This window comes from Mesorhizobium sp. M0077 (genome assembly GCF_040322955.1).
Taxonomy (GTDB): domain Bacteria; phylum Pseudomonadota; class Alphaproteobacteria; order Rhizobiales; family Rhizobiaceae; genus Mesorhizobium.
Map to the genome: position 1 here is coordinate 276,901 of NZ_JAMYUL010000003.1, position 25,695 is coordinate 302,595.

Consider the following 25,695-nt stretch of genomic DNA (forward strand, 5'->3'; position numbering starts at 1 on the left):
AGCTCCTGGCAGGGGGCTTGCGATCAAGCCCGAAATTAGTTGACGGTGAGGCCGATGATCAGCCGATGATGCCCATAATGTCGGATTCCTTCATGATCAGAAGGTCTTCGCCATTGAGCTTGACTTCGGTGCCCGACCACTTGCCGAACAGGATGCGGTCGCCGGCCTTGACGTCCAGCGGGACCAGCTTGCCGGCTTCGTCGCGAGCGCCGGAGCCGACGGCGATGATCTCGCCTTCCTGCGGCTTTTCCTTTGCCGTATCCGGGATGATGATCCCGCCGGCGGTCTTGGATTCGGATTCGACCCGGCGTACGACCACGCGGTCATGAAGCGGGCGGAACTTCGACTTTGCCATTTTTTCTTCCTCGAATGAGAACGGTGAGAGCTGTTCCTCGATCCGGCGGTGCCGGATGTGCGTTAGCACTCACCTGGGGAGAGTGCTAACGTGCGCTGAAATAAGCGCGTGGCTTTCGAGAGTCAAGGCGAACGGTGAGCACAATTGTGCCAATTGGAGCCGTGCCGCGATCCGACGGCAGACCCTACCGGCGCCGCGGCGATTTAAGCACCAGAAGCGGGCATCGTTCCGCCAGCCCATAACCCCCTGTCGGTGCGAGGCGGACACGGCCAAAAAACCGGCTCGCCTCTTCGACCAGCGTCGCCGCCGGGGCGAAACTGTAGACAGTCTGCGAATTCGCATAGACATCGATGGTGCCGATGACCGGCACCTCCCATCCGGTCGTCGCGGCAAGGGCCTCCCGGTCGGCAAACAGCGCATCGAAGGCATCGAGGATCGCCCGCACCGGAATGGCGCGGTTGGGATCGCTGCCTGCACAAGCCATGGCAATGCGCCATTTGAGTTCGTGGAAGGTCGCGACACCACCGGAAAGCGTCAGCGCCCGGACCTCCTGCAGATCATCCTGTAGCTGAGGACTTGCATAGGCGCGCAATGCAGCCCGCCCACCGGACTTCAGCACACGCGCGATCTCGGCAAGCAGCGCCTGCCGTGCAACCGAGGAGTCCAGCGCCGACAGGCAGCCGTCGCCGATCACCGCCCCGGCGCTTTCGTCGCCCAGCGGCAACTCCAGCCAGTTGCCGATCACCGCCTTGCGTGAGGCGGTATCGCCCGGCCAGATGCCCGATATCATGGCAGTGGACTCGTCGATCGCGAGCATGGTCCTTCCGAGGCCGGCAAGCTCCGGCGTGACCCCGAGCAGCACCACATCGACTGATTGCAGGCTAAGTTCGCGCTCATAGGCGGCGACAGCTTCCGGGGGCGGACACAGCGGCGACCCGAGAAGCCGCCAGTGACGGCGAATTGCGTCCCAATGCTCAGTCATGCGGAACGGTTTGGGGAAAGGCTGGACATATTTCCTTCCAGGCTGTTGGTTGCCTTGCGAGTTGCCTCATGCATGGAAAGGCCATGGCCCGCATTGCCGTCATAACGCATGAATTTGACCGCTTCCAGAGCCGGCGGGGCCTCCTGCTGCGCCAGGACAGCCCCTACATGCTGTTCGACGTCCTGGCGGAGTTGAAACGGCGCGGTCACTCCGTGCAGATCATGCGTGGACCCTCGGCAAGTCATAACGCCGATATTGCCGTCCTGCATGTCGACGCGACAGTGACGCCATCGGACTATGTCGACTACGCGCGCGGATTTCCGATTTGTCTCAATCTTGGTGCGACCGACATTTCCAAGCGCCGCATCAGCGGTGCGATCCTCGAGGAGGGTGCCAACTGGAGCGGCCAGGTCATCGTCAAGAGCAACCTCAATCATTGGGGGACGCCCGAGGAGCAGCTCAACCGAAAATCCGTTCGCGCCGGCAAGGCAGTGCCTTTCCCGGGCGCGCAGACCTTCGACCGTTATCAGGTGCATGCCTCGCTGGCCGATGTGGCGCCGGAGATTTTCAGGCGTGCCGACCTGATCGTGGAAAAATTCATTCCCGAAATCGAGCCCGACGGGTTTGCGGCGCGGTTCTGGATATTCTGCGGCGATCGGGAGCGCTGCACCCGCTATGTCTCGCCGCAGCGCCTGGTCAAGGGCGACGACACCGTCCGCCGGGAGCCGGTTGCGGTTCCCGACGAACTGCGCGCCTTGCGTCGGAAGCTGGGCTTCGACTATGGCAAATTCGACTTTGTCGTGCATGAGGGCAGGGCCGTGCTGCTCGATGCCAACAAGACCCCAGGTCGCGCCAGGAACCTGTCGAAGATTGTTGCCGCCGGCACAGCCAACCTGGCCGACGGCTTCGAAAACCTCATCCACCAGACCGGACGGGGTCGAATCGGGCGCTAGAGAAACAGTCCCAACTGCGTATGGATGATCGACCGGTAGTCCTCGATGGTGTGGCGGCTTTCCTCCTGGTCCTGGGTCAGCGCCATGCGCACGACGCCGCCGGCCAGCTGGAAGATCAGGAAAACCATACGGCCGAACTCATTGCGTCGCTCTGGCGCGAGAAAGGGGCCGACATGGTCGCAGAACATCGTCGCCTGGCGCCGGGTTTCGGCGATGTCGAGATTCTTCAGCGCCTTGTCAGCCTGGATGGCGTTTTGCAGGTCCTGAATGGCGGGGTCGCCGGCGACGCGCTCATAGTAGTCGTCGAGCAGCCGGTCGGCCGCAGCGATAACGTCGCTCAGCCCGCCGACGTCGGCAACGATCGCGGCAAGCCGGGCGCGGCTCACTTCGGAGAATCGCTCGTAGAGCATCGCCAGGATCGCCGACTTGTTGGGGAAGTAATGATAGACGGTGGCGATCGGCCCGCCGGCCTGTGCGCCGACTTCCTTCATGGTGACGGCGTCGATGCCTTTCTCTCCGATCAGCCGCATGGTCGTCGACAGGATGGCGTCGATGCGCTCGCGGCTGCGCTCCTGTTTGGGCCTGCGCCTCGGTTCGGTCGTCATCTGCACTGCTTCGTTCATGCCGCCATCCTCTCGATCGCCCAGACCATTCGATCGCCAAGACCATCCCCAGCCTTGTTGGTGCCAAGTCCCGCTACTGATTGACAAACGAACATGATCGAGTATCAGTTTCTAAATGCTGACAGACTGTCAGTTTTTTTGCCGTCAGGCAAGGACGTTGGGAGGCGACCGTGACTTCTGCTGGTAACGCGGATGCCGGGAACGGCGACTGGCTGGTCGGCAACCCCACTGGGGCGCAACTCGCCTCGGCATTGTGGATCGGCTCGGTCGGCCTGCTCATTCTCGGGCTGCAACCGGTGCTTCTCGGCGCGCTCTACACCGAAGGGCATGTCAGCGGTGACGAACTCGCGCTGGTCGCCACGGCGGAGATGATCGCCATCGGCATCGGATCGGCGGCCATCGCCATGATGCTGTCCGCCCACAATATGCGCTTGAAAAGTGCCGTCCTTCTGCTCTTGCTGGCGCTGGCGAACGGGGCGACCGCCTATGCGCTGACCTCGACCTCGCTGATTGCCGCCCGCGCGGTGGCAGGCCTCGCCGAGGGTGGGCTGGTGGCGGTCGCCACGGAACTGATCGCCCGTTCACGCCGGGCCGAGCGCATCGGCGGCTTCTTCGTCACCCTTCAGACCCTGGCGCAATGCGCCCTTGCCCTGCTGCTGGCGCTTTACGTCATCCCCGCCGCCGGATCGGCGGGCGGCTTCATCGTTCTTGCCGTCGTCTGCATCGCCTCGGTGGCCGTCGCCTTCATCGTCCCGGATAGCTATGCCGACCTGCCCAAGGAGGAACAGTTCAGCAATGTGCTGACCGTTCCTTCGCTTGCCGCTTTGCTGAGCGTCTTCTGCTACTTCATGTTCTTCGGCTCGGTCTGGGCGTTTCTCGAGCCACTTGGCGCACAATACGGCATCGATGGCCGCACCGTCGGCCTGATCGTCTCGGCCAACCTCGCATTGCAGGTGCTGGGCGCAATGACGGCTACCGTCTTCGAGGCGCGTATCGACTACCGCTTCGCCATCGTGGCGATCGGCGTGGTCGCCGTCGCCAGTTCCGTGGTGCTCGCCGGCAGCCCCGGCCTGACGGTTTTCTGGGTCGCGGCCTTGATCATGGGCTTCATCCTTCTGTTCATCGTGCCCTATCAGATCCGGCTGGCGATCACCGCCGACGAGACGCGCACGGCCGTGCTTCTGGTGCCGGCGGCCCAGCTTTTCGGTCTGGCGATCGGCCCGGTCGCGGCATCGCTGCTGATCGACGGCAAGGATTTTCGCCCGGTGCCGGAATTTGCCGCCGCCAGTGCGGCGGCCAGCGTCGTGCTGCTCGGCCTGTTCGTCCTGATCGCACGGCGCCGCCGCGCCATCGCCTGAGACACGACCGGGGGAGCATCTCCTCGATACTTGACTAAGTCAAATAAATGACCGATCGTTGATGGGCAGGAGGCTTCCCATGACGATCCATCATCAACCCGGCAAGGAACGCATCGACGCGGTGCGGGCTTTCAACCGCTTCTACACCCGCCAGATAGGTCTGCTCGACGAAGGCCTGCTGAAAAGCGCCTTCTCGCTGACCGAGGCGCGGGTGCTCTACGAACTGGCGCATCGCGATGGCCTGACCGCCAGCGATCTCATCCGCGATCTCGGCCTCGACGCCGGTTATGTCAGCCGGCTCCTGAAGAAGTTCGAGCACCTGCAGCTGATTGCGCGCGCGCCGCTGGCGTCGGATGCGCGGCAGTCGTCGATCACGCTGACGCCGGTGGGGCGGCAGGCCTTCGCGCCGCTGAACCGGGCTTCGCACGACCAGGTCGCGGCCTTGCTGGAGCGGCTTCCTGCTGCCGAACAGGACCGGCTGGTCAAGGCCATGCAGACGGTGCAGCAACTCCTGGGCGACAGCCCGGAGTCCAAAGTGCCGTATATGCTGCGCCCCTTGCAGGTCGGCGACATCGGCTGGGTGGTGCGCCGCCAAGGACAGATCTACGCACAGGACTATGGCTGGGACGAAACCTACGAGGCGCTGGTCGCCGAAATCCTCGGCGCCTTCGTAAAATCCTTCGATCCAGAATGGGAACGCAGCTGGATTGCCGAACGGCAAGGGGAGGTGGTCGGCTCGGTATTCGTCGTGCGCAAATCCGACGCGGTGGCGAAGCTGCGCCTGCTCTATGTCGAACCATCGGAGCGCGGCCTCGGCATCGGCAAGCGGCTGGTTCAGGAGTGCATCGGCTTTGCTCGTGCTAAGGGCTACAAGACGCTGACCCTATGGACCAACGACATCCTGACCGCCGCCCGCCACATCTACGAGAGTGCCGGCTTCAGGCTGGTGGACGAAGAGCGCCATCACGCCTTCGGCAAGGATCTGGTCGGCCAGAACTGGAACCTGGAGTTGTAGCGGCGTTCAGGCCACCGGGACCCATATCTCCAGCCCGCCATTGCCGCTGCGCGGATCGAACTCCGGGCCGTAGCGCTCGAATTCGGGGCCGTCGGCTATATCGTGCCCCGAGGCCGGCAGCCATTTGTTCCAGATCGTGTTGACGGTGCGGCGGATGGTGGAGATGTGCTCGGCATGGGTGAACACAGCGTATTTCTGCGCCGGCACCCGCACCCGCGAAAGCTCCTTCGGCAGGTCCGAGAAATCCGAAACTTCGACCCCGGCGATATAGTCGAAATTGCCGGCATCGTCGCCATTGACGCAGACGCCATAGGCGACGTCGCCGGTCTCGCCCGGGATGTTGCCGATAAAGGGACCGAAGCGCTGCCACTGCATCGGAATGGCCGCGCTGGTCTCGCAGCTGTAGCGCTCGCCGAGGCCGGCAATGAGGAAGGGACGGCCGGTCTCGAAGCGCGGCGGCGGCAGTGAGGCGAGGAAGGACTGGTCCATCAGGATCGGCTCCACCAGGTCGAGATTGCTGAGGCTGCCCTGCGCGCGCACCAGTTCCGGCGTCGTGCCGAACTGATCGCGGAAGGCGCGGGTGAAGGCTTCGTGCGAGGCGTAGCCGGCATCGAGCGCGACAGCGAGGATGTCGGGCGCGCCGGAAGCCAGCTTGCGCGCCGCTTCGGTCAGCCGGCGCGCGCGCATATAGCCCATCACCGAACGGCCGGTGGCGGCGCCAAAGGCGCGCGTCACATGAAAGCGCGAGACGCCGCTGCTTTGCGCGACATCCTCAAGCGAGATCGCTTCCGGCAAATGGCTCTCGACAAACCACAGCGCTTTCTCGGTCGGGTTCATGAGTCTCCTCTCATTTGGCCACTCCATGCTGCCGGCTTTTTGCGAGGCCAGTTTGATCGAAATTGCGCCTGTCGTAAAATCGAAGGGCGCTGGTCGACTGTGGCAGGTCACCATCGTGGAAAGCCGCTGCTGGGCGGCCTCGGCCTGGCTCGCTGGGACAATATCCAGGCGCGCTGGGTGCGGGCACCATCCTTGCCTATGCCCTGTGGAACCACCGCCGGCTCGATGCCTTCCCCGCCGGCGAAAATGCCGCCGAAAGCCTAGGTGTGCCGGTGGCGAGGACGCGCAAGACGACCTTTCTCCTCGCGGCGTTCTCGACGGCAATTCACGTCACGGTCGGGAGGTCATCCGCAACCGTCATTGACTGTGCCATGACCGCATCTGCATGGCTGCCATCCCTCTTTTTCGGCTCTGGTGCAATGCGGCGCCTTGAATGGTAAGCACGCTTATAATATATACCGCTCATGGTTTCCGACGGCATAGATAGATTGGGCTTTTTGATCCACGACGTGCAGCGCCTTATGCGCAAGCGCTTCGAGGCGCGCGCCAGCGGACTTGGCCTTTCCTCGGCGCAATGGCGGCTTCTGGTTCGCGTTGCCAAGGAGGCGGGCGTCGCCCAGGCTCGCCTCGCCGAACTTCTCGAAATCGAGCCGATCAGCGTTTCACGCCTCGTCGACCGGATGGAGGAGGGCGGCTGGATCGAGCGGCGCTCCGACGCAACTGACCGGCGCGTGCGTATGATCTTCCCGACAGCCAAGGCGAACGCGGCCTATGCCGAGGTCAAAAGCCTTGCTGGCGAAGTTTATGAGGAATCGCTGGTCGGCGTTTCGCCGGACGACCGCCGCGTCCTTATCCGGGCGCTGGACACCATCGTGCAAAACCTGGCGGACGGCGAGACGTCGTCCTTGAAGAGTACGGAAGGGGCAGCAGCATGAACGCGGCAGCCAAGCTAGACGAGAATGTAACCAAGATCGAGACGCCGGCAAAGCCGGCCGCCGAAGCGCCTGCACAGCCGGCCGCAGCACCTGTCGCGGTGGCTCCCCCGGTACAACCCGCTCCGGCTCCGGTCAAGAAGCGCCGCCTCGGCCGCTTGCTGCTGATAGTCGCCCTGCCGGCCGCGCTGGCCATTGGTGGCGGTTATGTCTGGGTGACCGGCGGCCGCTATCAGGAAACCGAGAACGCCAATTTGCAGCAGGCCAAGGTGTCGATCGCCTCGGACACCGCCGGCCGCATCGTTCAGGTCGGCATCTCGGACAATCAGCAGGTCAAGCAGGGCGATGTGCTGTTTGCCATCGACCCCGAGCCCTACCGGATCGCGTTAGCCCAGGCCGACGCGGCGGTCGCAGTCGCACGCGTCGGAATCGAACAGCTGCGCGCCGCCTACAGCCAGGCACTGGCGCAGGAAAAGTCTGATGCCAGCCAGGTCGACTACGCGCAGTCGCAGTATGACCGCGCCGCCGACCTTGCCCAGAAGGGCATCAACGCCAAATCGTCGCTGGACGAGGCCAAGAACGATCTCGACAAGGCAAGGCAGCAACTGGCCGTTGCCGAGCAAGGCATCATCAGCGCCAAGGCGGCTCTCGCCGGCAATCCCGATATCGAGACCGACAAGCATCCGACGGTGATGGCCGCACTCGCCGCGCGCGACAAGGCCGCCTACGATCTGGCGCAGACCACGGTCAAGGCGCCGGCCGACGGCGTCATCAGCCAGGCCTCCTCGTTCAAGGTCGGCCAGTATGTCGGTTCCGGCACGCCGCTGTTTGCGTTGGTCGAGACCGGCGACACCTGGATCGATGCCAATTTCAAGGAAACCCAGCTTACCCACATGAAGCCTGGCCAGAAGGCCGAGGTCGTCGTCGACACCTATCCGGGCAGAACTTTCGAGGCCACCGTCAAGGCGATCGGCGCCGGCACCGGCGCGGAGTTTTCGCTGCTGCCAGCTCAAAACGCGACCGGCAACTGGGTCAAGGTCACGCAGCGCATTCCGGTGCGCCTGGAGCTGACCGATGCCGACGCCAAAATGGCGCTGCGCACCGGCATGAGCGCCTCGGTTACGGTGGATACCGGCGTTGCCCGCGGCTTCCCCGCTATCTTCGGCCACGCCACCGCAGGCGAAGCACAATAGACTGTGAATGGACCGTGATCTCGAAAAGCAGGAACACGGCCCGGCAGAACGCCCGCCGCAGGCGAGGTGAAGTTGAGATGACAGGATCGGTCCGACGGCAGGTTGAACGAGGGGTGGATTGGACCGGGCCGCATCGCGGCCTGCCCAGAACCTGGACCACTTCGGCGCCGTCTTCGGACCTTGGATTTCCGGGCGGCAAGCGCCTGATGTGTCGAGACCTTCGATCGATGTAACCCCCACATCGATAGATCGCGTCCCACCGCGATGAGGGTCTCTTCACCAGAGAAGGCCTCGCCGCCCGGAAACCTAGTGTACACGTTTTTGTTACCTGTCGGAAGTTCCGCATCATGACCACACCAGAACCTTTCAAGGAAGTGCCGCATCGCGGCTTGATCACCGTGGCGCTGATGCTGGCGACCGTCATGCAGGCGCTCGACACCACGATCGCCAATGTCGCGCTGCCGACCATGACCGGCGACCTCGGCGCCTCGCCCGACAACATCAATTGGGTGTTGACCTCCTACATCGTTGCCGCTGCCATCATGACGCCGGTGACCGGCTGGCTGGCCGACCGCTTCGGCCGCAAGGAACTGTTCCTGGCGGCGGTTGTCGGCTTCACCGTGTTCTCGATGCTGTGCGGTATTGCCTGGAGCCTGGAGAGCATAGTGTTCTTCCGGCTGATGCAGGGCGTGTTCGGCGCCGCCATCGTGCCGCTGTCGCAGACCTTCCTGCTCGACATCAACCCCAGGGAACGCCACGGCCAGGCGATGGCCATCTGGGGCGCCGGCATCATGCTGGGGCCGATCCTGGGTCCGACGCTGGGCGGTTGGCTGACCGAGAATTTCAACTGGCGCTGGGTGTTCTTCATCAATTTGCCGGTCGGCATCATCGCCTTCCTCGGCATGGCAGCCTATTTGCCGGTCGTTGCCCGGCGGATCCGCAGCTTCGATTTCTTCGGTTTCGCCATGATTTCGCTCGGCGTCGGCGCACTGCAGCTGCTGCTCGACCGCGGCGGCGAGGTCGACTGGTTTTCCTCGGTCGAAATCTGGATCGAGCTTGCTCTTTCGATCACCGGCTTCTGGGTTTTCATCATCCATACACTGACGGCGGAACGTCCTTTCATCGACCCCAAGATCTTCCTCGACCGCAATTTCGTCACCGGCCTGGCCTTCATCTTCGTCATGGGCGTGCTGATCCTGGCCTCGATGTCGCTGCTGCCGCCGATGCTGTCGACCATCTTCGGCTATCCGACCGTCACCATCGGCGTCGTCCTGGGGCCGCGCGGTGTCGGCACGATGATTTCGATGCTTGTCGTTGGACGGCTCATGAGCAGGATCGACGCCCGCATCCTCGTCGTCATCGGCTTTCTGCTCACCGCGCAGTCGCTCTACACCATGTCCTCCTTCACGCCGCAGATGGACAATTGGCTGATCCTCAGCTCCGGCGTCATCCAGGGCCTGGGCATGGGCATGGTGTTCGTGCCGCTGTCCACGGTGGCCTTCGCCACGCTCGACGTGCGCTTCCGCACCGACGCCACGGCCCTGTTCAGCCTGGTTCGAAATCTCGGTTCGTCGATCGGTGTGTCGGTGGTGACGGTTCTCATGGTGCGCAACACGCAGGTCAATCACACCGAACTGTCGGCTTTCATCAACCCGTTCAACCCCAATTTGTGGGCGGCCTCGCCGGCGGCAGCAGGCGGCGATCCGACGGCACTTTCGCAGGTGGACCGCATGGTCAACATCCAGGCGATGATGATCTCCTACGTCAACGACTTCAAACTGCTGATGGTGATGACGCTGGTTGCCATTCCGTTTGTCTTCCTGCTGCGCAAGCCGAAGACCGCTCCGGCCGGCGCGGCCGCTCCTGCCGCGCATATGGATTGAGGCGGGCGCCGGTAGCGCTGGCAGCAAGCTGGTTGCCCCTGATGATTTGTTGCTCGGATGATCGTCAAAGCCCGCGTGTGCAAAAGAATATCGATAATGAGCCGTTGGAAGTTGATTTGAAATGACATTTGCACCTTTGGTATCTGGTTGCTGACGCCTCCAATTCCGTTACAGTTCATCTTGAATTAGCACATCTGTAACATTGTCAGTCGACTTTCGTCTGGCACGACAGAGGCCCTTTCTTGTTTCAGGTGCCAAACCGGAGGAGGTCTGTTTGGTCACGAAGTCATCCAGAAGATCCGTCGGGGCGCGCGGGCCGGTGGGCGTAGCCGCATTGGCAAGACTGGCTGACGTTTCCTACGATACGCTCGAGGGAGAACTTCGCACGACCATTGCGGGTCTCGAAGGGCAGACCCTGCGCTTCGAGACTGCGATCGAGAATATTTCGCAAGGCATCTGCTTTTTCGATGCCGATGAACGGCTGATCCTGAGCAACCGGCGCTATGCGGAAATCTACCGCATTGCGCCCGAGGAATTGCGGCCTGGCGTGACACTGAGCGAAATAGTCGAACGCCGCGTCGCCGCCGGCACGGCGGCGACGGCCGCCGACACCTATCTCGCAACGGCTCGCTCGATCAATTCGGGCAAGGCTTCGCGGCTCTGGACCGCCAAACTTGTCGATGGTCGCACAATCCAGATCCGTAACCAGCCCATGCCCGATGGCAGTTGGATCGCCACGCATGAGGACATCACTGAACTCCTCGCCAATCGGCAGATCGTCGACGAGCGCATTTCGCTGCAGGCGCTGATCGACTGGGTGCCCGATTATCTCTGGGTCAAGGATACGCAAAGCCGTTTCGTCGTGGTCAACAGCGCCCTTGCGACCGATAGTGGCCGCAACAAGACCAGCGACATGATCGGTTTGACCGATTTTGATCTCCACCCCCCGGAAGTTGCGCGGAAATTTCGCCTGGTCGAGCAGCGCCTGCTCAAGAGCGGACAACCGATGATCGACGCGGAAGAGTTTGTCGTCGATGCGTCGGGGAACGGCAAATGGCTTTCGTCGACGAAGGTGCCGTTGCGCAATCGCCAAAATGAAATCTTCGGCCTGGTTGGCATCGCCCACGACATCACCGCACGCAAACAGGCGGATGTCCTTCGCAGCGGGCAGGCGCAGATCCTCGAAATGATTGCCACGAGCGCGCCGCTGGAGGACGTGCTCGACCGCCTCATGCGCTTCGTCGAGGCTCAGTTGGAGGGGATATTCGGTTCCGTCCTGCTGCTCGACAAGGACGGCATTCATTTGCGTCACGGTGCGGCGCCGGGCCTGGCGAAAGCCTATACGAGCGCCATCGATGGGGCGGCCATCGGTCCCAAGGTGGGATCCTGCGGAACCGCCATCTACCGGCGGGAACCGGTCATTGTTACCGATATTCTGCAGGATCCGCTTTGGGACGATTACCGCGAACTGGCGGCACCCCATGGCTATCGTTCGTGCTGGTCCACCCCGATCCTGTCGCATCGGGGCGTCGTGTTGGGCGCCTTTGCCATGTATTCGATGACCGTGCGCGAGCCCACCCATGCCGAGACCCGCCTGATCGAATTCACCACACACATTGCCGGCATCGCGATCGAGCGCAAACTGGCGGAAGACCAGATCCACTTCATGGCCAACCATGATGCGTTGACCGGGCTGCCCAATCGCGCTTTGCTGGAGGATCGGCTTTCCCAGGCGGTCCTCTACGCGCAGCGATACAATCGCTGGATGACGGTGGTGTTCATCGATCTCGACAATTTCAAACTGGTGAACGATACGCTTGGCCACAATGCCGGCGACGAACTCCTCAAGACCGTCGCCAGCCGTTTGGTTGGATGCGTGAAGGCCACCGACACCGTCGTGCGGCTTGGCGGCGACGAATTTGTCATCGTCCTGTTCGACCAAACCACCAATGTCGATGTGGTCTCGGAAACCCTGCAGACGATCAGGGATGCGATCGCGGAACCGGTTCTTGTCGGAGAGCATCGGCTGAGAACGACGGCCAGCATCGGCATCGCAAATTACCCGAAGGACGGGACCAGCCCGGATACGCTGTTGGCCAATGCCGACGCCGCCATGTATCGCGCCAAGGAATTCGGCCGCGACAATTTCCAGTTCTATGCCCCGGAGTTCAACTCAACGGCACATGAAAAATTCCTGCTTCAGGAGGAATTGCGAAACGCGCTCGCCCGGTCGGAATTCGCTCTGCACTATCAGCCACAGGTGGATCTGCGATCGGGGCAGGTTTTCGCCGTCGAAGCGCTGGTGCGCTGGAACCACCCGACGCGAGGCCTGGTTTCGCCGGCGATGTTCATCCCGACCGCCGAGGAGACCGGGCTGATCGTGCCGCTCGGCGACTGGATCCTGCACGAAGCCTGCCGGCAGAACAAAGCCTGGCAGCGCGCCGGTCTGTCGCCCGTAACCGTCTGCGTCAACGTGTCGGCGCGGCAGTTCCGGGAGAAGAACCTGATCGACCGCGTCGTCAACGCGTTGAAGGAAAGCGGCCTGGAGGCGAGGTATCTCGAGCTCGAAGTGACGGAAAGCCTGATCATGCAGGATTTCGAGCTGGCGGTCGCAACGATGAACGGACTGCAAAAGCTCGGCGTGCAGATATCGATCGACGATTTCGGAACAGGCTATTCCAGTCTCAGCGCCCTCAAGACGTTTCCGGTGGCGCGGCTGAAGATCGACAAGTCCTTCATCAACGATCTCGCGACCGACGAGAACGATCAGGCGGTCACTGGCGCCGTGATTTCCCTGGGGCAGAAGTTGAACCTTCGGGTGCTGGCCGAAGGTGTCGAAACGGAAGACCAGGTCGCCTTCCTGCGCAAGAACAATTGTGACGAGGTGCAGGGCAATTATTTCAGCAAACCCCTGTCGGCTGGGGATATCGGCGAGCTGATCGCGAAAGGCTGACGGCTGGCTCGCGCCGTAACCGCTGGCTGCTATTTTCCGAGCACCAGGCTCCAGTAGCGGATGGCGCTGTCGCGTCCGTCGCGTACATAGGCGAGGCCGAAGCGGCTGAAATCCGGATCGAGCATGTTGCGGCGGTGGCCGGCCGAATGCATCCAGATGTCGAACAGTTTCTGCTGGTCGAAGCGGCCCTCCGCGATGTTCTCGGCGGCGGCGCCCCGCACGCCATTGTCCTTCATCCGCGACGCGAAATCCTTTCCCCAGCCAGTCGTGTGGCTCATGCGTTCGCGTGAGGCCATATAGCCGGCCTGCTGCCGAGCGGCCTGCTCGAGCTGGGCGTCCGGCACCAGCGCCGGCAGTCCGGCCGAAGCTCGGATGCCGGCCAGCGTCGCGGTGGCGGAGGACGAGACACCGGCGCCTTCGCCGGTCGGCACCGAGACCGTGCTGCAAGCAGCGAGGCCGGCCATGGCTGCAAGGCCGATCAGCAGTAGGCGCCTGTTTGGTTTTGGACTTGCTGCGCCAGAGCGGGTTTGCGCGAGCGGGTGATTGGTGGTGCAGATCATTGTCATGCCTGCCTGACTTAGCGGCGATCATGGCTTTTGCCGGGCAGGGCCGCGAAAATCTCAATCGCGGGCCTCCGTGCAGGTTCGGCCGGCCGATTCGAATGGGAAGGTTGGCGGCCGATGTAGTCTCGGCGCGTTGCGTCCGATCAGCGTTGCGCGTCGGTCGCCATTTTAAGCGCCAGCGCGGCAAGCACCGTGCCCATCATCCAGCGCTGGATGACCATCCATAGCGGCCGTCCGGCAAGAAAGGTGGCGATCGAACCGGCCGTTACCGCGATGATGGCATTGGCGGTCAGGCTGATCGAGATCTGCGTGGCGCCGAGCACCAGAAGCTGCGACAGCACATGGCCGTTGCCCAGCGAGATGAACTGCGGCAGCAGCGACAGATAAAGCACCGCCACCTTGGGATTGAGGAGATTGGTCATTAGACCCATGGCGAACAGCTTGCGGGGCCTGTCCTTCGGCAGTTCGCGCACCTGGAATGGTGAGCGCCCGCCGGGCCGCACCGCTTGCCAGGCGAGCCATAGCAGATAGAGCGCGCCGGCAATGCGCAGTGCGTCATAGGCAAACGGCACGGCAAGCAGCAGCGCGGTGATGCCCAGCGCAGCCGACACGACATAGAACAGAAAGCCGACCGCCACGCCGCCGAGCGAGATCAGCCCGGCCTTGGGGCCTTGCGACAGCGAGCGCGAGATCAGGTAGATCATGTTTGGCCCGGGCGTCAGCACCATGCCCAGGCAGACCAGCGCGAAGGCGAGATGGTTGGCGGTTTCGGGCACGGGGCAATCTCCGGGAAGCGGTGACGATACCCACCACGCGTTTTGACTCACCGCAAGAGCATGATGGCCGGAGACTTTGCCCCAGCGTCGAAAATTGGCGAAAGCGGCGAAGCCGCCAATTTCCCCCGCAAGGTGGGGAAGATCAGCAGCTTCAACCCTCAGCTCACCACGCGCAGGTTCGAGAGCTCGTTGGCGATTTCCTTGAAATTGTCGGACAGCGTGGCGCCGGTCGCGTTCCAGAACAGTTTTGCAGGCTTGCTCGGGTCGGTCGGATCCTTGCGGAAGCGAGAGTCCGACGAGCACGTCTTCAGTGCCTCCATCGCGCTCTTGTCGCCGGCGTCGGTCGTCGACATGTCGAGCGCCACCGTCATCACCATGATGTTGGCCGCCTTGGCGTTGTTGCACAGCGTCGCCATCTGCTCGTTGAGCGCGGCGGTGTAGTTGCTCGACGAATAGTTGAGCTGGCCGATGGCGCTCGACGTGCCGCCGAACAGGCGGGTGACCGCAGTGCCGTTGTAGCCGACGCCGGTATAGCCATAACCGGCATAGGTCGACTTGTTGCCGGCGGGGTCGGAACTCACCGTCGAATAGGTGTTCTCGCCGTCGGTGAGCACGATGACCACCTTGTCATTGCCTCGTTCCGTCTCAGGACGTCCTCCTGTGAAAGGCTCCGTGCTGGAGACGGTGCGCCAGCCCCAGGCCATGCCTTCCGGCACATTGGTGTTGCCGTTGGGCGCCATCAGGTCGATCGCAGCCTTGATCTTGGTCAGCCCGGCGGCGTTGGCGACGTCGGTCAGCGGTGTGATCGGCGTGGTGGTGCAGCTGTAATTCGGACCGGCACCCGTCCCCAGCACCGGCGCGTTCATCGGCCGTGGCTGGAAATACTTGGCCATGTTGGACTGCCTAGTCTTGCCGGTGGTGCTCGCCGGATCGTCGTTCCACCAGCTGTTGGCCGCGCCATAGGTCTTGGGGGCCACCTCGTCGGGGTCCTGCGTTATGTACCAATGATTGCCCGGCTCGTCCGGCGCGAACATCGGCACGAACATGGTCGCGGGATCGCCGACGCCGGTGCCGGTGTTGTTCGGTCCGCCGGAGGCCGGCGCGTCGGTGACATTATAGGGGTAGGGACGGACCTCGACGCAGCCCTGCCAGCTGGCGAACGGTCCGTATGTGTCGTTGTAGTCGTATTCGTTGTGGCTGTCCGAGCATGTATGATTGGCACGATATTTGTCGCAGACCACGCGTTTGCTGCCGACGATGCGCTCGTGGCTGGTGACCACCTTCATGTCGCGGTAGAGCGAGAAGCGGGTCAGCATCTGCCCCTCCTGCTCACCCCAGCCAGTGCCTTTCTTGTACCAGATGCCGCCGATCTTCTGGGCATATTTGTCGGCTGCGTTAAGCGTCGACCAGGCGAAATTCTCGTTGTGGATGGGCGACAGCCCGTAGGCGTCGATCCATGACGCGTTGTCGTTGCTGGCGCCGACATTGACCGAGGCGGCGAACGGCACAAGGCTGAACTGGACCGGCTTGTCGATCTGCTTGATCATCGCGGCCTGCAAGGCAAGCGTGTCGACGAGCTGCTTGGCGGCTTGCTTGAGAAGGTCGATGCGCTTTTGTCCGGCACCCGTGCCCGTGTTCGACATCGACCCCGAATTGTCGAGCACCATGGCCACTTCCAGCGTGTTCTTCAGCCGGACTTGCGAACACACGGAGTACGTGACGTTTTCCGACGTCCTGCCGATCAGCATCGCCGCTGCCGGCAGAAAATAGGGCTTGTAGACCAGGCTGGCGCACAGCTTGACGATGCCGCCGCCGGTCGTGCTGCTGGGCAGCGTAACGCTGAGCGTCGTATCGGCGGGATTGACGTCGTTGAGGTTTGCCTTGAAGAAGTCGAGCGCATAGGCCCGCAACTGGTCGTCGGTGGCGCCTTCCACCAGCCGGCGCGCTGTGGCGAAGTTGGCGGCGTCGAGCGCGTTGACCACCCTCTGCTTCTCGCTGACCACGCCGGTGTAGTCGACAGCCATTGCCACTCCGCCCATCAGTGGCACCATCGCCACAACGGTCATCAGAGCGTAATTGCCGCGGCGGTCACGCCAGAAGTCACGCCGGAATGTGCGCCAGAGTTCACGCATGTGATGTAAGCGGCCCCGCCTGCGGATTCTTCAATGCCGCCACAGTTTCACAAAACGTTGAAGGATGGGTTTGGGAAACTGCTCGATTGCGCGGATAGCGCTTCACCAGGCGCTAACCAAATGCACGGACACGTGAGCAACGCCGCAACAAAACGCCCCGCCGAGGCGGAGCGCCGTGTTCGAAAGATCGCGCCGATCAGCTGACGATGCGCAGGTTCGACAGTTCGTCGGCGATTTCCTTGAAACTTTGCGACAAGGTGGCGCCGGTCGCGTTCCAATACAGCTTCGCCGGTTTGCTCGGGTCGGTCGGATCCTTGCGGAAGCGCGAATCCGAGGAGCATTTCTTGAGCGCGTCTATGGCGGTCTTTTCCGCCGGCTTGGTGGTAACCAGGTCAAGCGAGACCGTCATCAAGAGAATGTTCGAATTCTTCGCATTGGTGCAAAGCGTTTGCATCTGCTGGTCAAGCGCGGTTGTGTAGTTGGCCGCCGTATAAGTTGTCTTGGGGACGGTCGTGTTGACGAAAAGGCGGGTCGCGGTTTCCCCCGTTTTCGGGCCGGTATAACCATAGGCGGCGTAGGTCGATCCGTCCTTAGCATAGCTGCTGGTCATGTCGTTTGTGGGGCCGATGCTGTAGGTGTTGGCGCCGTCGGTCAGCACGATGACGACTTTGTCGTTGCCCCTTTCAGTGTTCGGCCGGCCTTCTGTGAATGGCTCGTTGCTCGACACCGTCCGCCAGCCCCAGGCCAGCCCTTCCGGCACGTTGGTGTTGCCCGTCGGGGCCATGGCATTGATGGCATCCGTCAGGATTTTCTTGCCGTCGGTGGTGGTTATGTCCTGCAACGGCGTGATCGCGGCGGTCGTGCATGCCGAATTGGGCCCATCATCGGCCGCAGTACTCGATGCGTCCCAGGGCTTTGTCAGAAAATACTTTCGCATATCCGCCTGGCGTTTGGTGACAGTCAGCGTGTCGGAATAATCGATCCACCAATTGTTGGCGTAACCCCAGGTCGATGTGCTGGTGCGAGTGGTGTCGGTCCAGAAATTGCCAGCTTCGTCCGGCGCGAACATCGGCACGAACATGGTGGCGGGCGTGCCAGTGGTCGGCGACGTGTCGTCGTCATTATAGGGATACGGCCTCGCCTCCACGCAGCCCTTCCAGGCTTCGTATTGGGCGGTCACAGAGGTCTTGCAACTGCCGTTCGAGTTCTTTTTCGTACAGGTCGTGGCCTTCATGTCGTTTGCAAAGAGACTGAACCGCGTCGCCGTGGTATTTTGGCCGTATTGCCCGGTGCCCCAGCCACTGCCGCGCTTCCAGTAAGCACTGCCGACCTTTTCAATGTATTTATTCGAGTCATAACCAGACGACGCGTTCTTGTACATGAACTGCCAATCAAAGTTCTCGTGATGGATTGGCGAAATGCCGGTCGTATCCATCCAGGTTGCGTCCTTGTTGGCTGGGCCAACATTGACCGAGGCGGAAAACGGGACCAGCGAGAACTGCACCGGCCTGGTGACCTGCCTCATTTGTGCGGCCTGGAGCGCCATCGTATTGACAAGCTCGGTAGCGGCCTTTTTGAGCAAATCTATTCGCGGCTGGCCGGTGCCGGAGCCGTTGATGCTCATGGAGCCGGAATTGTCGAGCACGAGAGACACTTCCAGCGTGTTCTTGAGGCGGATCTCGGAGCACGCGGAGGTTTTGGCATCGGTGGACGTTCTTCCGATCAGCATGGCCGCCACCGGCAGGAAATAGGGGTGGAACGTCAAACTGGCGCACAGCTTCAGCGTGCCGCCACCTGCGTTGTTGTTGGGCAGCGTCACCGTCAGGGCCGTATTGGCCGAGCTGACCTTTCCGAGATTGGCTTCGAAGAAATCCTTCGCATAGGCCTTGACTGCCGTGTCGGTCGCCCCGGTGACGATCTGCTGTGCCGTGGCAATCCCGGCGGCATCCAGCGCGTTCAGCATGTTCTGCTTCTGGCGCAGGAGATCGGTGTAGTCGATTGCAAGCGCCAGCGCGCCCATCAAGGGCACCATGGTGATCACTGTCATCAAGGCATAGTTGCCGCGTCTGTCGTTCAGAAATCTGCGGATCATGCCTTCAGCACCCCTGCCAGGACCCAATATCGGTCCGAAGATGCCCACAAAATCGTTAAATTTCAGGTTGCTGAAATACATTCAACATCGGCCCATCTTTTCAAGGCTCGTTAACCACTCGGCCCTGGTGATCAGCGGTGCGACATTGTTTCGATCGACCGAAGCTCGGAGAAGGGTGGTTCCTGCCTGTTGCAACCTTCGATCAGCCCGTTGCGCAACAGCCTCGCAAGTGCCGAAAAGCTGGTGACAGGATGAAACGCTTCGGTTAATGCGGGGCCGGTTGCGGCGGACCGTCGCTGCAGCTCTCGCAATGATCGTCACAGCAGGAAAACGGCATGGCGGATTCGCCTGAGATCATCGGCTCGCTCGCGGATTTGTCGGGCGCCTACTCGGCCATCCTGTGCGATGTCTGGGGGGTGATCCACAATGGCGAATGGCATTTTCCGGCGGCTGCCGAAGCGCTCGCCGCCGCGCGTGCGGCGAAGGTCCCGGTCGTCCTGATCACCAATTCGCCGCGCCGCAATGCCGATGTGGTGGCGCAGATGAATGCGATCGGCGTTCCCGCTGCCGCCTACGATCGCGTGGTCACCTCGGGCGATGTGACCCGAGACCTTATCGCCGAAGGCCCGCGAACAGTCTTCCATATCGGCGCCGACCGCGACTTCACCCTCTATGACGGTCTCGACGTCGAGCTCGTCGAGGAGTTCGAGGCTTCCGGCGTGGTCTGCACCGGGCTGTTCGACGACGAGGTGGAAACGCCTGAGGATTACGCCGATCTGCTGCGCCGACTGCGCGCCAGGAACTTGCCTTTCATCTGCGCCAATCCCGACATCGTGGTCGAACGCGGCGAGCGCATGATCTGGTGCGCCGGCGCCTTGGCGCGCGACTATGCCCAGCTTGGCGGCCGCACGCTGATCGCCGGAAAACCCTATGCGCCGGTCTATGACGTGGCGCTGCGGGAGGTTGCCGTGCTTCTCGGCCGCGACGTCGAGCGCTCCGAGGTGCTGGCCATCGGCGACGGCATGATGACCGACGTCAAGGGCGCCGCCGACAACGGCATCGACGTGCTTTACGTGTCGGGCGGCATTCACGCGCGCGACTACGGCGATGCCATGCAGCCGGACCCTGCCAGGCTTGCAGCCTTTCTGCAAATGCACGGCTACCGGCCGGTCGCCGTCATTCCGAGACTGCGGTAGGGTTGCTGCATGAGCGCAGCTTTCGAACACATTTCAGCATCCGCGCCGCTGCCGCCGCATTTGCGCGGCGGCGTGGTGGCGATCGGCAATTTCGACGGCGTCCATAGCGGCCACCAGGCGGTGCTCGATCGCGCGCTTGCCGAAGCCGGGCGGCGCGGCGTGCCGGCGCTAGTGCTGAGCTTCGAGCCGCATCCGCGCAAGGTGTTCAGGCCCGATATGCCGCTGTTCGTTTTGACGCCGCCGCCGATGAAGGCGCGGCTGCTGTCGCATCTGGGCTTTGCCGCACTCGTCGAACAGCCGTTCACGCGCGCCTTTGCCGGCCTGTCGGCCGAGGCTTTCGTGACCGATGTGCTGGAGACGAACCTCGGCATCACCCATGCCGTCACCGGCTTCGATTTTCACTTCGGCAAGGACCGGCAGGGCGGTCCTGCGTTTCTGATGGCGGCAGGCGAGCGCCATGGTTTCGGCGTCACCCTGGTCGACGCCTTTCGCGACGAGGGCGCCGAGGTGGTGTCGTCGAGCCGTATCCGCGAGCTGCTCTGCGAGGGAGAGGTCGCCGAGGCCGCAGGCCTGCTCGGCTACCGCTTCACCGTCGAAAGCGAAGTGATCGGCGGCCAGCAGCTCGGCCGCACGCTCGGCTTCCCGACAGCCAACATGAGGCTTTCGCCGGAAACAACTCTGAAGGAAGGGATTTATGCCGTCCGCTTTCGCCGCGCCGACGGCACGCTGCATGATGGTGTCGCCAGCTTCGGGCGTCGCCCGACTGTCGACGACAATGGCGCGCCGCTGCTCGAAACCTTCGTCTTCGACTTTGCCGGCGATCTCTATGGCGAGATCTGCGACGTATCGTTCTTCGGCTTTTTGCGTCCCGAGGTGAAGTTCGATGGGCTCGATGGGCTGATGGCACAAATGAAGCGCGACGAGGCGGAGGCGCGCGCGCTGCTGGCCGGCGTCAGGCCGCTTTCGGATCTGGACGGCGCCATCGCTTTTTGAGCCTTCCGGCCGCTTACCTCTTCAAGCCCCTACTTCTTCAACGCCAGTCCGAGAGCGATGAAGCTCCAGCCCTGGAAGATCAGGTCGATGGCCAGGAACAGGCCGAGCACCCACAGGCTGTTGACCGGCCAGCCCATGGCGATGGTCAGCCCCGCCAGCACGCTGATCAGGCCCGCCGCGACGACCCAGCCCCAGCCCTTTTCCGGTCGGTGGCTATAGCCGACCCAGGCCCTGAGCGCGCCTGAAGCGACCAGCGCCACCGCCAGCAGCAAGGTCAGCACCGTCGAGGCCAGCAGCGGATTGTCGAAGGCAAAGAAACCGGCAACGGCATAAAGTAGACCGCTGAGCAGCCAATAGAAGAAGCGACTCCAGGTCTTCACGCCGAAGGCATGCACGATCTCGATGATGCCGGCCATCAGCATCAACCAGCCCACGACATAGACCGAGGCGACGGTGGCGATGAACAGATTGCCGAAGGCAATGCCGCCGAAGATGAGCAGCAGCACGCCGAGCGCGACGAACCACCCCCATTTGTCCCGTGTCCGGCCGATCGCATCTTTCAGGGTATCACCGTGCAGGGTCATTGCTGCATCTCCTCAAAGTCACTTGCATCAAAGATCGCCTGGCTTGTCGTCGTCGCTGAGGTTAATCCCGGCGTCGGCACCCGTCCAGCGATGCCGGGCAGCTCCGAATGGGCAAGCCGCGATCTCTGTCTCGGATTTAAATCAAATTTTACCAAACGGCCGTCAAAGCTGGGGCAGGGCGCGGCTGTGTTGTGTTAGTGGAGTGACCATGAGTCCGGTCAGGAAAATGTCTGCGGTTGTGGCGGCGATCATGCTGGGTGCGCCCACTGTGGCAAATGCGGGCGAGGGTACTTCCGGCTGGCTCTCGGGCGACTGGTATCTGACGCTTGGCGCCACCGGCATGGTCGCGCCGAAATTCGAGGGCTCCAACAGCTATCTGCTCAGCGCATCGCCGATCATCTCGCTGGGCAAGGCCGGCCCGGCCGCGCGCTTTAGCTCGCGCAACGACAACATCTCGCTGGCGCTGGTCGACGATGGCGGCGTCCGCGCCGGCCTGACCGGAAAATTCCTGTTTTCCCGCGACAGCAAGGATGAGCTCAAGGGCCTCGACCCGGTGCGCTGGGGCGGTGAGGTCGGCGGCTTCTTCGAAATCTATCCGACGGACTGGCTGCGCGCCCGCGCCGAACTGCGCCATGGCATTCGTGCCCATGATGGCTTTGTCGCCGACATCGCCGCCGATGCTTTCTACGACGTGACGCCGACTGTCAGAATTTCGGGCGGACCACGCGTGTCCTTTGCCTCGTCGGGCTATTTCGACTCTTATTATGGTGTCAACGCCAAGGAGGCTGCGGCCTCGGGCCTGAGCGAATACCATCCTGGCGGCGGCCTGAAATCGACCGGCCTTGGTGGCGCCATCACCTGGAAGGTGACCGATCCGATGACCGCCAGCCTGTTCGGCGAATATGCGCGCCTGATGGGCCCGGCCGCCGATTCCAGCCTGGTCAAGGAGCGCGGCGACCGTAACCAGTTCACGGTCGGCGTCTCGACCACCTATCGCTTCGACTTCGCGATGTAAGTGAATCGAACAAGAGACGCTTTATTCCTGCAGCTTTCTCGGCTAAAAGCCCGGCAATGACGAGCTTTTCACGCCTTCGCGCGCTGACGATACGAATTACAGGCCCGGTGTTCCGGGCGGCCTGAGCGCCGCCGGAGCCGCCGGGAGTTTTGCGCGCCCCCTCGCGCTTTTCCAATCATGATAGTTCACGCCCGAGCTTTTACGCCCGCCGGGCAATGCATATGGCAGACCAATGACCGACACTGTTGAAACGATCGACTATTCCAAGACGCTTTATCTGCCGCAGACGGATTTCCCGATGCGCGCCGGCTTGCCTGAAAAAGAGCCGCTGCTGGTCAAGCGCTGGCAGGATATGGACCTTTACGCCAAGCTGCGCGAGGCGGCCGCCGGCCGCGAAAAATACGTGCTGCATGACGGCCCACCCTACGCCAATGGCAACATCCATATCGGCCACGCGCTGAACAAGATCCTCAAGGACGTCATCACCCGTTCGTTCCAGATGCGCGGCTATGACTCCAATTACGTGCCCGGCTGGGACTGCCACGGCCTGCCGATCGAATGGAAGATCGAGGAACAGTACCGCGCCAAGGGCAAGAACAAGGACGAGGTGCCGGTCAACGAGTTCCGCAAGGAATGCCGCGACTTCGCCGCGAACTGGATCACGGTGCAGGGCGGCGAGTTCCAGCGGCTCGGCGTCGTCGGCGATTTCAAGAACCCCTATACGACGATGGCTTTCCACTCGGAGTCGCGCATCGCCGGGGAGTTGTTGAAGTTCGCCATGTCCGGTCAGCTCTATCGCGGCTCCAAGCCGGTGATGTGGAGCGTGGTCGAGCGCACCGCACTGGCCGAGGCCGAGATCGAATACCAGGACTATGAGTCCGACACGATCTGGGTGAAATTTCCCGTCGACCCGGATCGCTACACCGGCTCGGGTCCTTTCGTCGACGGCCCTGGCGATGGTTGGAAGAAGGCGCTCCAGGATTTGCTGGAGGCCCACGTCGTCATCTGGACGACAACCCCGTGGACGATCCCCGGCAACCGTGCCGTCAACTATTCGTCACGGATCGGCTACGGCCTTTATGAAGTTACCGCAGCCGAAAATTCGTTCGGTCCACAGCCCGGTGAGAAGCTGATCTTTGCAGATGCGCTTGCCGAAGACTCCTCGGCCAAGGCCAAGGTCACCTTGAATCGGCTTCGCAGCGTTTCGGTCGAAGAGCTTGGAAGCCTTACACTTTCACATCCCTTCAAAGGTCTCGGCGGTGGTTACGAATTCGCCGTACCCATGCTTGCCGGGGACCATGTCACCGACGATGCCGGTACCGGTTTCGTCCACACCGCGCCCGGCCATGGCCGCGAGGACTTTGATGCCTGGATGGATGCGGCATCGGATTTGCGCGCACGTGGCATCGACCCTGCCATCCCCTTCACTGTAGATGATGCCGGCTTCTTCACCAGGGACGCGCCGGGTTTTGGCCCGGATCGCGAAGGTGGCGCCGCGCGCGTCATCGACGACAACGGCAAGAAGGGCAATGCCAACCAGGCGGTTATCGACGAACTGATCAAGCGCAACGCGCTGTTTGCGCGCGGCCGGCTGAAGCATTCCTATCCGCATTCATGGCGGTCGAAGAAGCCGATCATCTTCCGCAACACGCCGCAATGGTTCGTCTATATGGACAAGGACCTCGGCGACGGCACGACGCTGCGCAGCCGTGCGCTGAAGGCGATCGACGACACACGCTTCGTGCCGGCGGCCGGCCAGAACCGTATCCGCGCCATGATCGAGGAACGCCCGGATTGGGTCTTGTCGCGCCAGCGCGCCTGGGGCGTGCCGATCGCCGTCTTTGCCGACGAGGACGGCAATGTGCTGAAGGACGAAGCCGTCAACCAGCGCATCATGGACGCATTCGAGAGGGAAGGCGCCGACGCCTGGTTCGCTGCCGGCGCCAAGGAGCGTTTCCTCGGCAATCACGAGGCCTCCAAATGGAAGCAGGTGATGGACATCCTTGACGTCTGGTTCGATTCGGGCTCGACGCATGTTTTCACGCTGGAAGACCGTCCGGACCTCAAATGGCCGGCCGACGTCTATCTCGAAGGCTCCGACCAGCATCGCGGCTGGTTCCACTCCTCGCTGCTCGAAAGCTGCGGCACCAGGGGCAGGGCACCTTACGACACCGTCGTCACCCATGGCTTCACCATGGATGAGGAGGGGCGAAAGATGTCGAAATCGCTCGGCAACACCGTCGTGCCGCAAGACGTCATCAAGCAGTCCGGCGCCGACATTCTGCGTCTGTGGGTGGTGACGACCGACTATTGGGAAGACCAGCGTCTCGGCAAGAACGTGCTGCAGACCAACATCGATGCCTACCGCAAGCTCCGCAACACCATCCGCTGGATGCTGGGCACGCTCGCCCATGACGATGGCGAGGAGGTGCCGCTGGACAAGATGCCGGAACTGGAGCGGCTGATGCTGCATCGGCTGGCCGAGCTCGATGAGGTCGTGCGCTCGGGCTACGACGCGTTCGAGTTCAAACGCATCACCCGCACTTTGCTCGACTTCATGGTGGTCGAGCTGTCGGCCTTCTATTTCGACATCAGGAAGGACGCGCTCTATTGCGAGGGACCCGCCAGCGTGAAGCGCAAGGCCTCGGTGCAAGTGGTGCGCCACCTCTTCGACTGCCTGGTGAAATGGCTGGCGCCGATGCTGCCCTTCACCACGGAAGAAGCCTGGCTCGACCGTCATCCGGATGCTGTCTCCCTGCATCTCGACCAGTTCCCCGACATTCCGTCCGACTGGAAGAACGAGGCACTGGCGGAAAAATGGCGCAAGGTGCGGCAGGTCCGCCGAGTCGTCACCGGCGCGCTCGAGATCGCACGCGCTCAGAAGGTCATCGGTGCCTCGCTGGAAGCCGTGCCGGTCGTGGCCCTCGACGATGCCGCGCTTGAAGCCGCGATCGCCGATGTCGACATGGCCGAAATGGCGATCACCAGCGATCTCGTCATCGCCCACGGTAAGGCGCCGGAAGGCGCCTTTGCGCTCGACGATGTCAAAGGTGTCGCGGTGGTGGTCGAAAAGGCCGAGGACCGCGGCTTGGTCAAATGCGCGCGTTCGTGGCGCTATACCGCCGATGTCGGGCAGGACGTGGAATTCCCCGACGTGTCTGCCCGCGATGCCGCCGTGCTGCATGAACTCAAGGCTCTGGGACGTTTGTGAGTGCTCAAAGCCGGTGCACAAATGCCACGGCGGGCGGGTGAAAAGCGCC

Annotated in this window: 20 protein-coding genes and 1 pseudogene; 12 read left to right on the forward strand and 9 right to left on the reverse strand. The window is 62.4% G+C overall.

Going from position 1 to position 25,695, the window contains the following annotated elements:
- Window positions 1–58 precede the first annotated feature (58 nt).
- A complete protein-coding gene (gene groES, locus NKJ57_RS08650; RefSeq protein ID WP_006203049.1) occupies window positions 59–355 on the reverse strand; it encodes a co-chaperone GroES in 297 nt (98 codons plus the stop codon).
- Between the two features lie 184 nt (window positions 356–539).
- Window positions 540–1,337 (reverse strand): class I SAM-dependent methyltransferase, encoded by a 798-nt coding sequence (locus tag NKJ57_RS08655; RefSeq protein WP_352510812.1) that lies wholly within the window; start codon window positions 1,335–1,337, stop codon window positions 540–542.
- An 83-nt stretch (window positions 1,338–1,420) separates the two neighbouring features.
- Between NKJ57_RS08655 and NKJ57_RS08660 the strand changes: the two genes are divergently transcribed.
- Window positions 1,421–2,290, forward strand: coding sequence for a hypothetical protein (locus tag NKJ57_RS08660; RefSeq protein WP_023824503.1), 870 nt, complete (start codon window positions 1,421–1,423; stop codon window positions 2,288–2,290).
- Here the strand turns inward: NKJ57_RS08660 and NKJ57_RS08665 are convergent.
- The gene (locus tag NKJ57_RS08665) at window positions 2,287–2,913 is read right to left on the reverse strand and encodes a TetR/AcrR family transcriptional regulator (protein WP_352460578.1); all 627 of its coding nucleotides are present in this window, start codon (window positions 2,911–2,913) and stop codon (window positions 2,287–2,289) included. The genes NKJ57_RS08660 and NKJ57_RS08665 overlap by 4 nt on opposite strands.
- Window positions 2,914–3,083: 170 nt before the next feature.
- Here NKJ57_RS08665 and NKJ57_RS08670 point away from each other — a divergent pair, with 170 nt between their 5' ends.
- The gene (locus NKJ57_RS08670) at window positions 3,084–4,271 is read left to right on the forward strand and encodes an MFS transporter (protein ID WP_352510811.1); all 1,188 of its coding nucleotides are present in this window, start codon (window positions 3,084–3,086) and stop codon (window positions 4,269–4,271) included.
- 79 nt (window positions 4,272–4,350) lie between these two features.
- Window positions 4,351–5,286, forward strand: a complete 936-nt coding sequence (locus tag NKJ57_RS08675; protein ID WP_352510810.1) for a bifunctional helix-turn-helix transcriptional regulator/GNAT family N-acetyltransferase — start codon at window positions 4,351–4,353, stop codon at window positions 5,284–5,286.
- A gap of 6 nt (window positions 5,287–5,292) precedes the next feature.
- Here NKJ57_RS08675 and NKJ57_RS08680 read toward each other — a convergent pair whose 3' ends face one another.
- A complete protein-coding gene (locus tag NKJ57_RS08680; RefSeq protein WP_023835101.1) occupies window positions 5,293–6,123 on the reverse strand; it encodes an AraC family transcriptional regulator in 831 nt (276 codons plus the stop codon).
- A gap of 129 nt (window positions 6,124–6,252) precedes the next feature.
- Here NKJ57_RS08680 and NKJ57_RS08685 point away from each other — a divergent pair.
- From NKJ57_RS08685 to NKJ57_RS08705, 5 genes and pseudogenes are all read left to right on the forward strand, one after another.
- Window positions 6,253–6,461: pseudogene (locus NKJ57_RS08685) on the forward strand (iron chelate uptake ABC transporter family permease subunit); the annotation flags it as partial.
- 126 nt (window positions 6,462–6,587) lie between these two features.
- Window positions 6,588–7,058, forward strand: a complete 471-nt coding sequence (locus NKJ57_RS08690) for a MarR family winged helix-turn-helix transcriptional regulator (RefSeq protein WP_023705728.1) — start codon at window positions 6,588–6,590, stop codon at window positions 7,056–7,058.
- Window positions 7,055–8,248 carry an HlyD family secretion protein gene (locus tag NKJ57_RS08695; protein WP_352510809.1) on the forward strand — a complete coding sequence of 398 codons (1,194 nt, stop codon included), beginning with the start codon at window positions 7,055–7,057 and terminating at the stop codon, window positions 8,246–8,248. Before NKJ57_RS08690 ends, NKJ57_RS08695 begins: the two co-directional genes overlap by 4 nt.
- 347 nt (window positions 8,249–8,595) lie before the next feature.
- Window positions 8,596–10,131 carry a DHA2 family efflux MFS transporter permease subunit gene (locus NKJ57_RS08700; RefSeq protein WP_023671527.1) on the forward strand — a complete coding sequence of 512 codons (1,536 nt, stop codon included), beginning with the start codon at window positions 8,596–8,598 and terminating at the stop codon, window positions 10,129–10,131.
- A gap of 334 nt (window positions 10,132–10,465) precedes the next feature.
- Window positions 10,466–13,084, forward strand: coding sequence for an EAL domain-containing protein (locus tag NKJ57_RS08705; protein ID WP_352510808.1), 2,619 nt, complete (start codon window positions 10,466–10,468; stop codon window positions 13,082–13,084).
- Window positions 13,085–13,113: 29 nt separating this feature from the next.
- On the opposite strand, the gene NKJ57_RS08710 is transcribed toward NKJ57_RS08705, so the two are convergent.
- The 4 genes from NKJ57_RS08710 to NKJ57_RS08725 all read right to left on the reverse strand — a co-directional run bounded on the left by NKJ57_RS08710 (window position 13,114) and on the right by NKJ57_RS08725 (window position 18,647).
- Window positions 13,114–13,548: a CAP domain-containing protein gene (locus NKJ57_RS08710; RefSeq protein WP_023700638.1), complete on the reverse strand. Its 435-nt coding sequence runs from the start codon at window positions 13,546–13,548 to the stop codon at window positions 13,114–13,116.
- Window positions 13,549–13,790: 242 nt separating this feature from the next.
- Window positions 13,791–14,423, reverse strand: coding sequence for a LysE family translocator (locus NKJ57_RS08715; RefSeq protein WP_352510807.1), 633 nt, complete (start codon window positions 14,421–14,423; stop codon window positions 13,791–13,793).
- Between the two features lie 158 nt (window positions 14,424–14,581).
- Window positions 14,582–16,555 carry a pilus assembly protein TadG-related protein gene (locus NKJ57_RS08720; protein ID WP_352510806.1) on the reverse strand — a complete coding sequence of 658 codons (1,974 nt, stop codon included), beginning with the start codon at window positions 16,553–16,555 and terminating at the stop codon, window positions 14,582–14,584.
- Between the two features lie 196 nt (window positions 16,556–16,751).
- The gene (locus NKJ57_RS08725) at window positions 16,752–18,647 is read right to left on the reverse strand and encodes a TadE/TadG family type IV pilus assembly protein (protein ID WP_023739211.1); all 1,896 of its coding nucleotides are present in this window, start codon (window positions 18,645–18,647) and stop codon (window positions 16,752–16,754) included.
- A gap of 335 nt (window positions 18,648–18,982) precedes the next feature.
- On the opposite strand from NKJ57_RS08725, the gene NKJ57_RS08730 reads away from it, so the two are divergent.
- Complete coding sequence (locus tag NKJ57_RS08730) at window positions 18,983–19,843, forward strand: TIGR01459 family HAD-type hydrolase (protein ID WP_023747747.1); 861 nt, start codon at window positions 18,983–18,985, stop codon at window positions 19,841–19,843.
- Window positions 19,844–19,852: 9 nt separating this feature from the next.
- Entirely contained in the window at window positions 19,853–20,836 is a 984-nt protein-coding gene (locus tag NKJ57_RS08735; protein ID WP_352510805.1) for a bifunctional riboflavin kinase/FAD synthetase, read from the forward strand.
- A gap of 29 nt (window positions 20,837–20,865) precedes the next feature.
- Here NKJ57_RS08735 and NKJ57_RS08740 read toward each other — a convergent pair whose 3' ends face one another.
- Window positions 20,866–21,420 (reverse strand): HdeD family acid-resistance protein, encoded by a 555-nt coding sequence (locus NKJ57_RS08740; protein ID WP_023671535.1) that lies wholly within the window; start codon window positions 21,418–21,420, stop codon window positions 20,866–20,868.
- A gap of 208 nt (window positions 21,421–21,628) precedes the next feature.
- Here NKJ57_RS08740 and NKJ57_RS08745 point away from each other — a divergent pair, with 208 nt between their 5' ends.
- The gene (locus NKJ57_RS08745) at window positions 21,629–22,435 is read left to right on the forward strand and encodes a MipA/OmpV family protein (protein ID WP_352510804.1); all 807 of its coding nucleotides are present in this window, start codon (window positions 21,629–21,631) and stop codon (window positions 22,433–22,435) included.
- 232 nt (window positions 22,436–22,667) lie between these two features.
- Entirely contained in the window at window positions 22,668–25,646 is a 2,979-nt protein-coding gene (gene ileS, locus NKJ57_RS08750; protein WP_352510803.1) for an isoleucine--tRNA ligase, read from the forward strand.
- The last annotated feature ends 49 nt before the right edge of the window (window positions 25,647–25,695 follow it).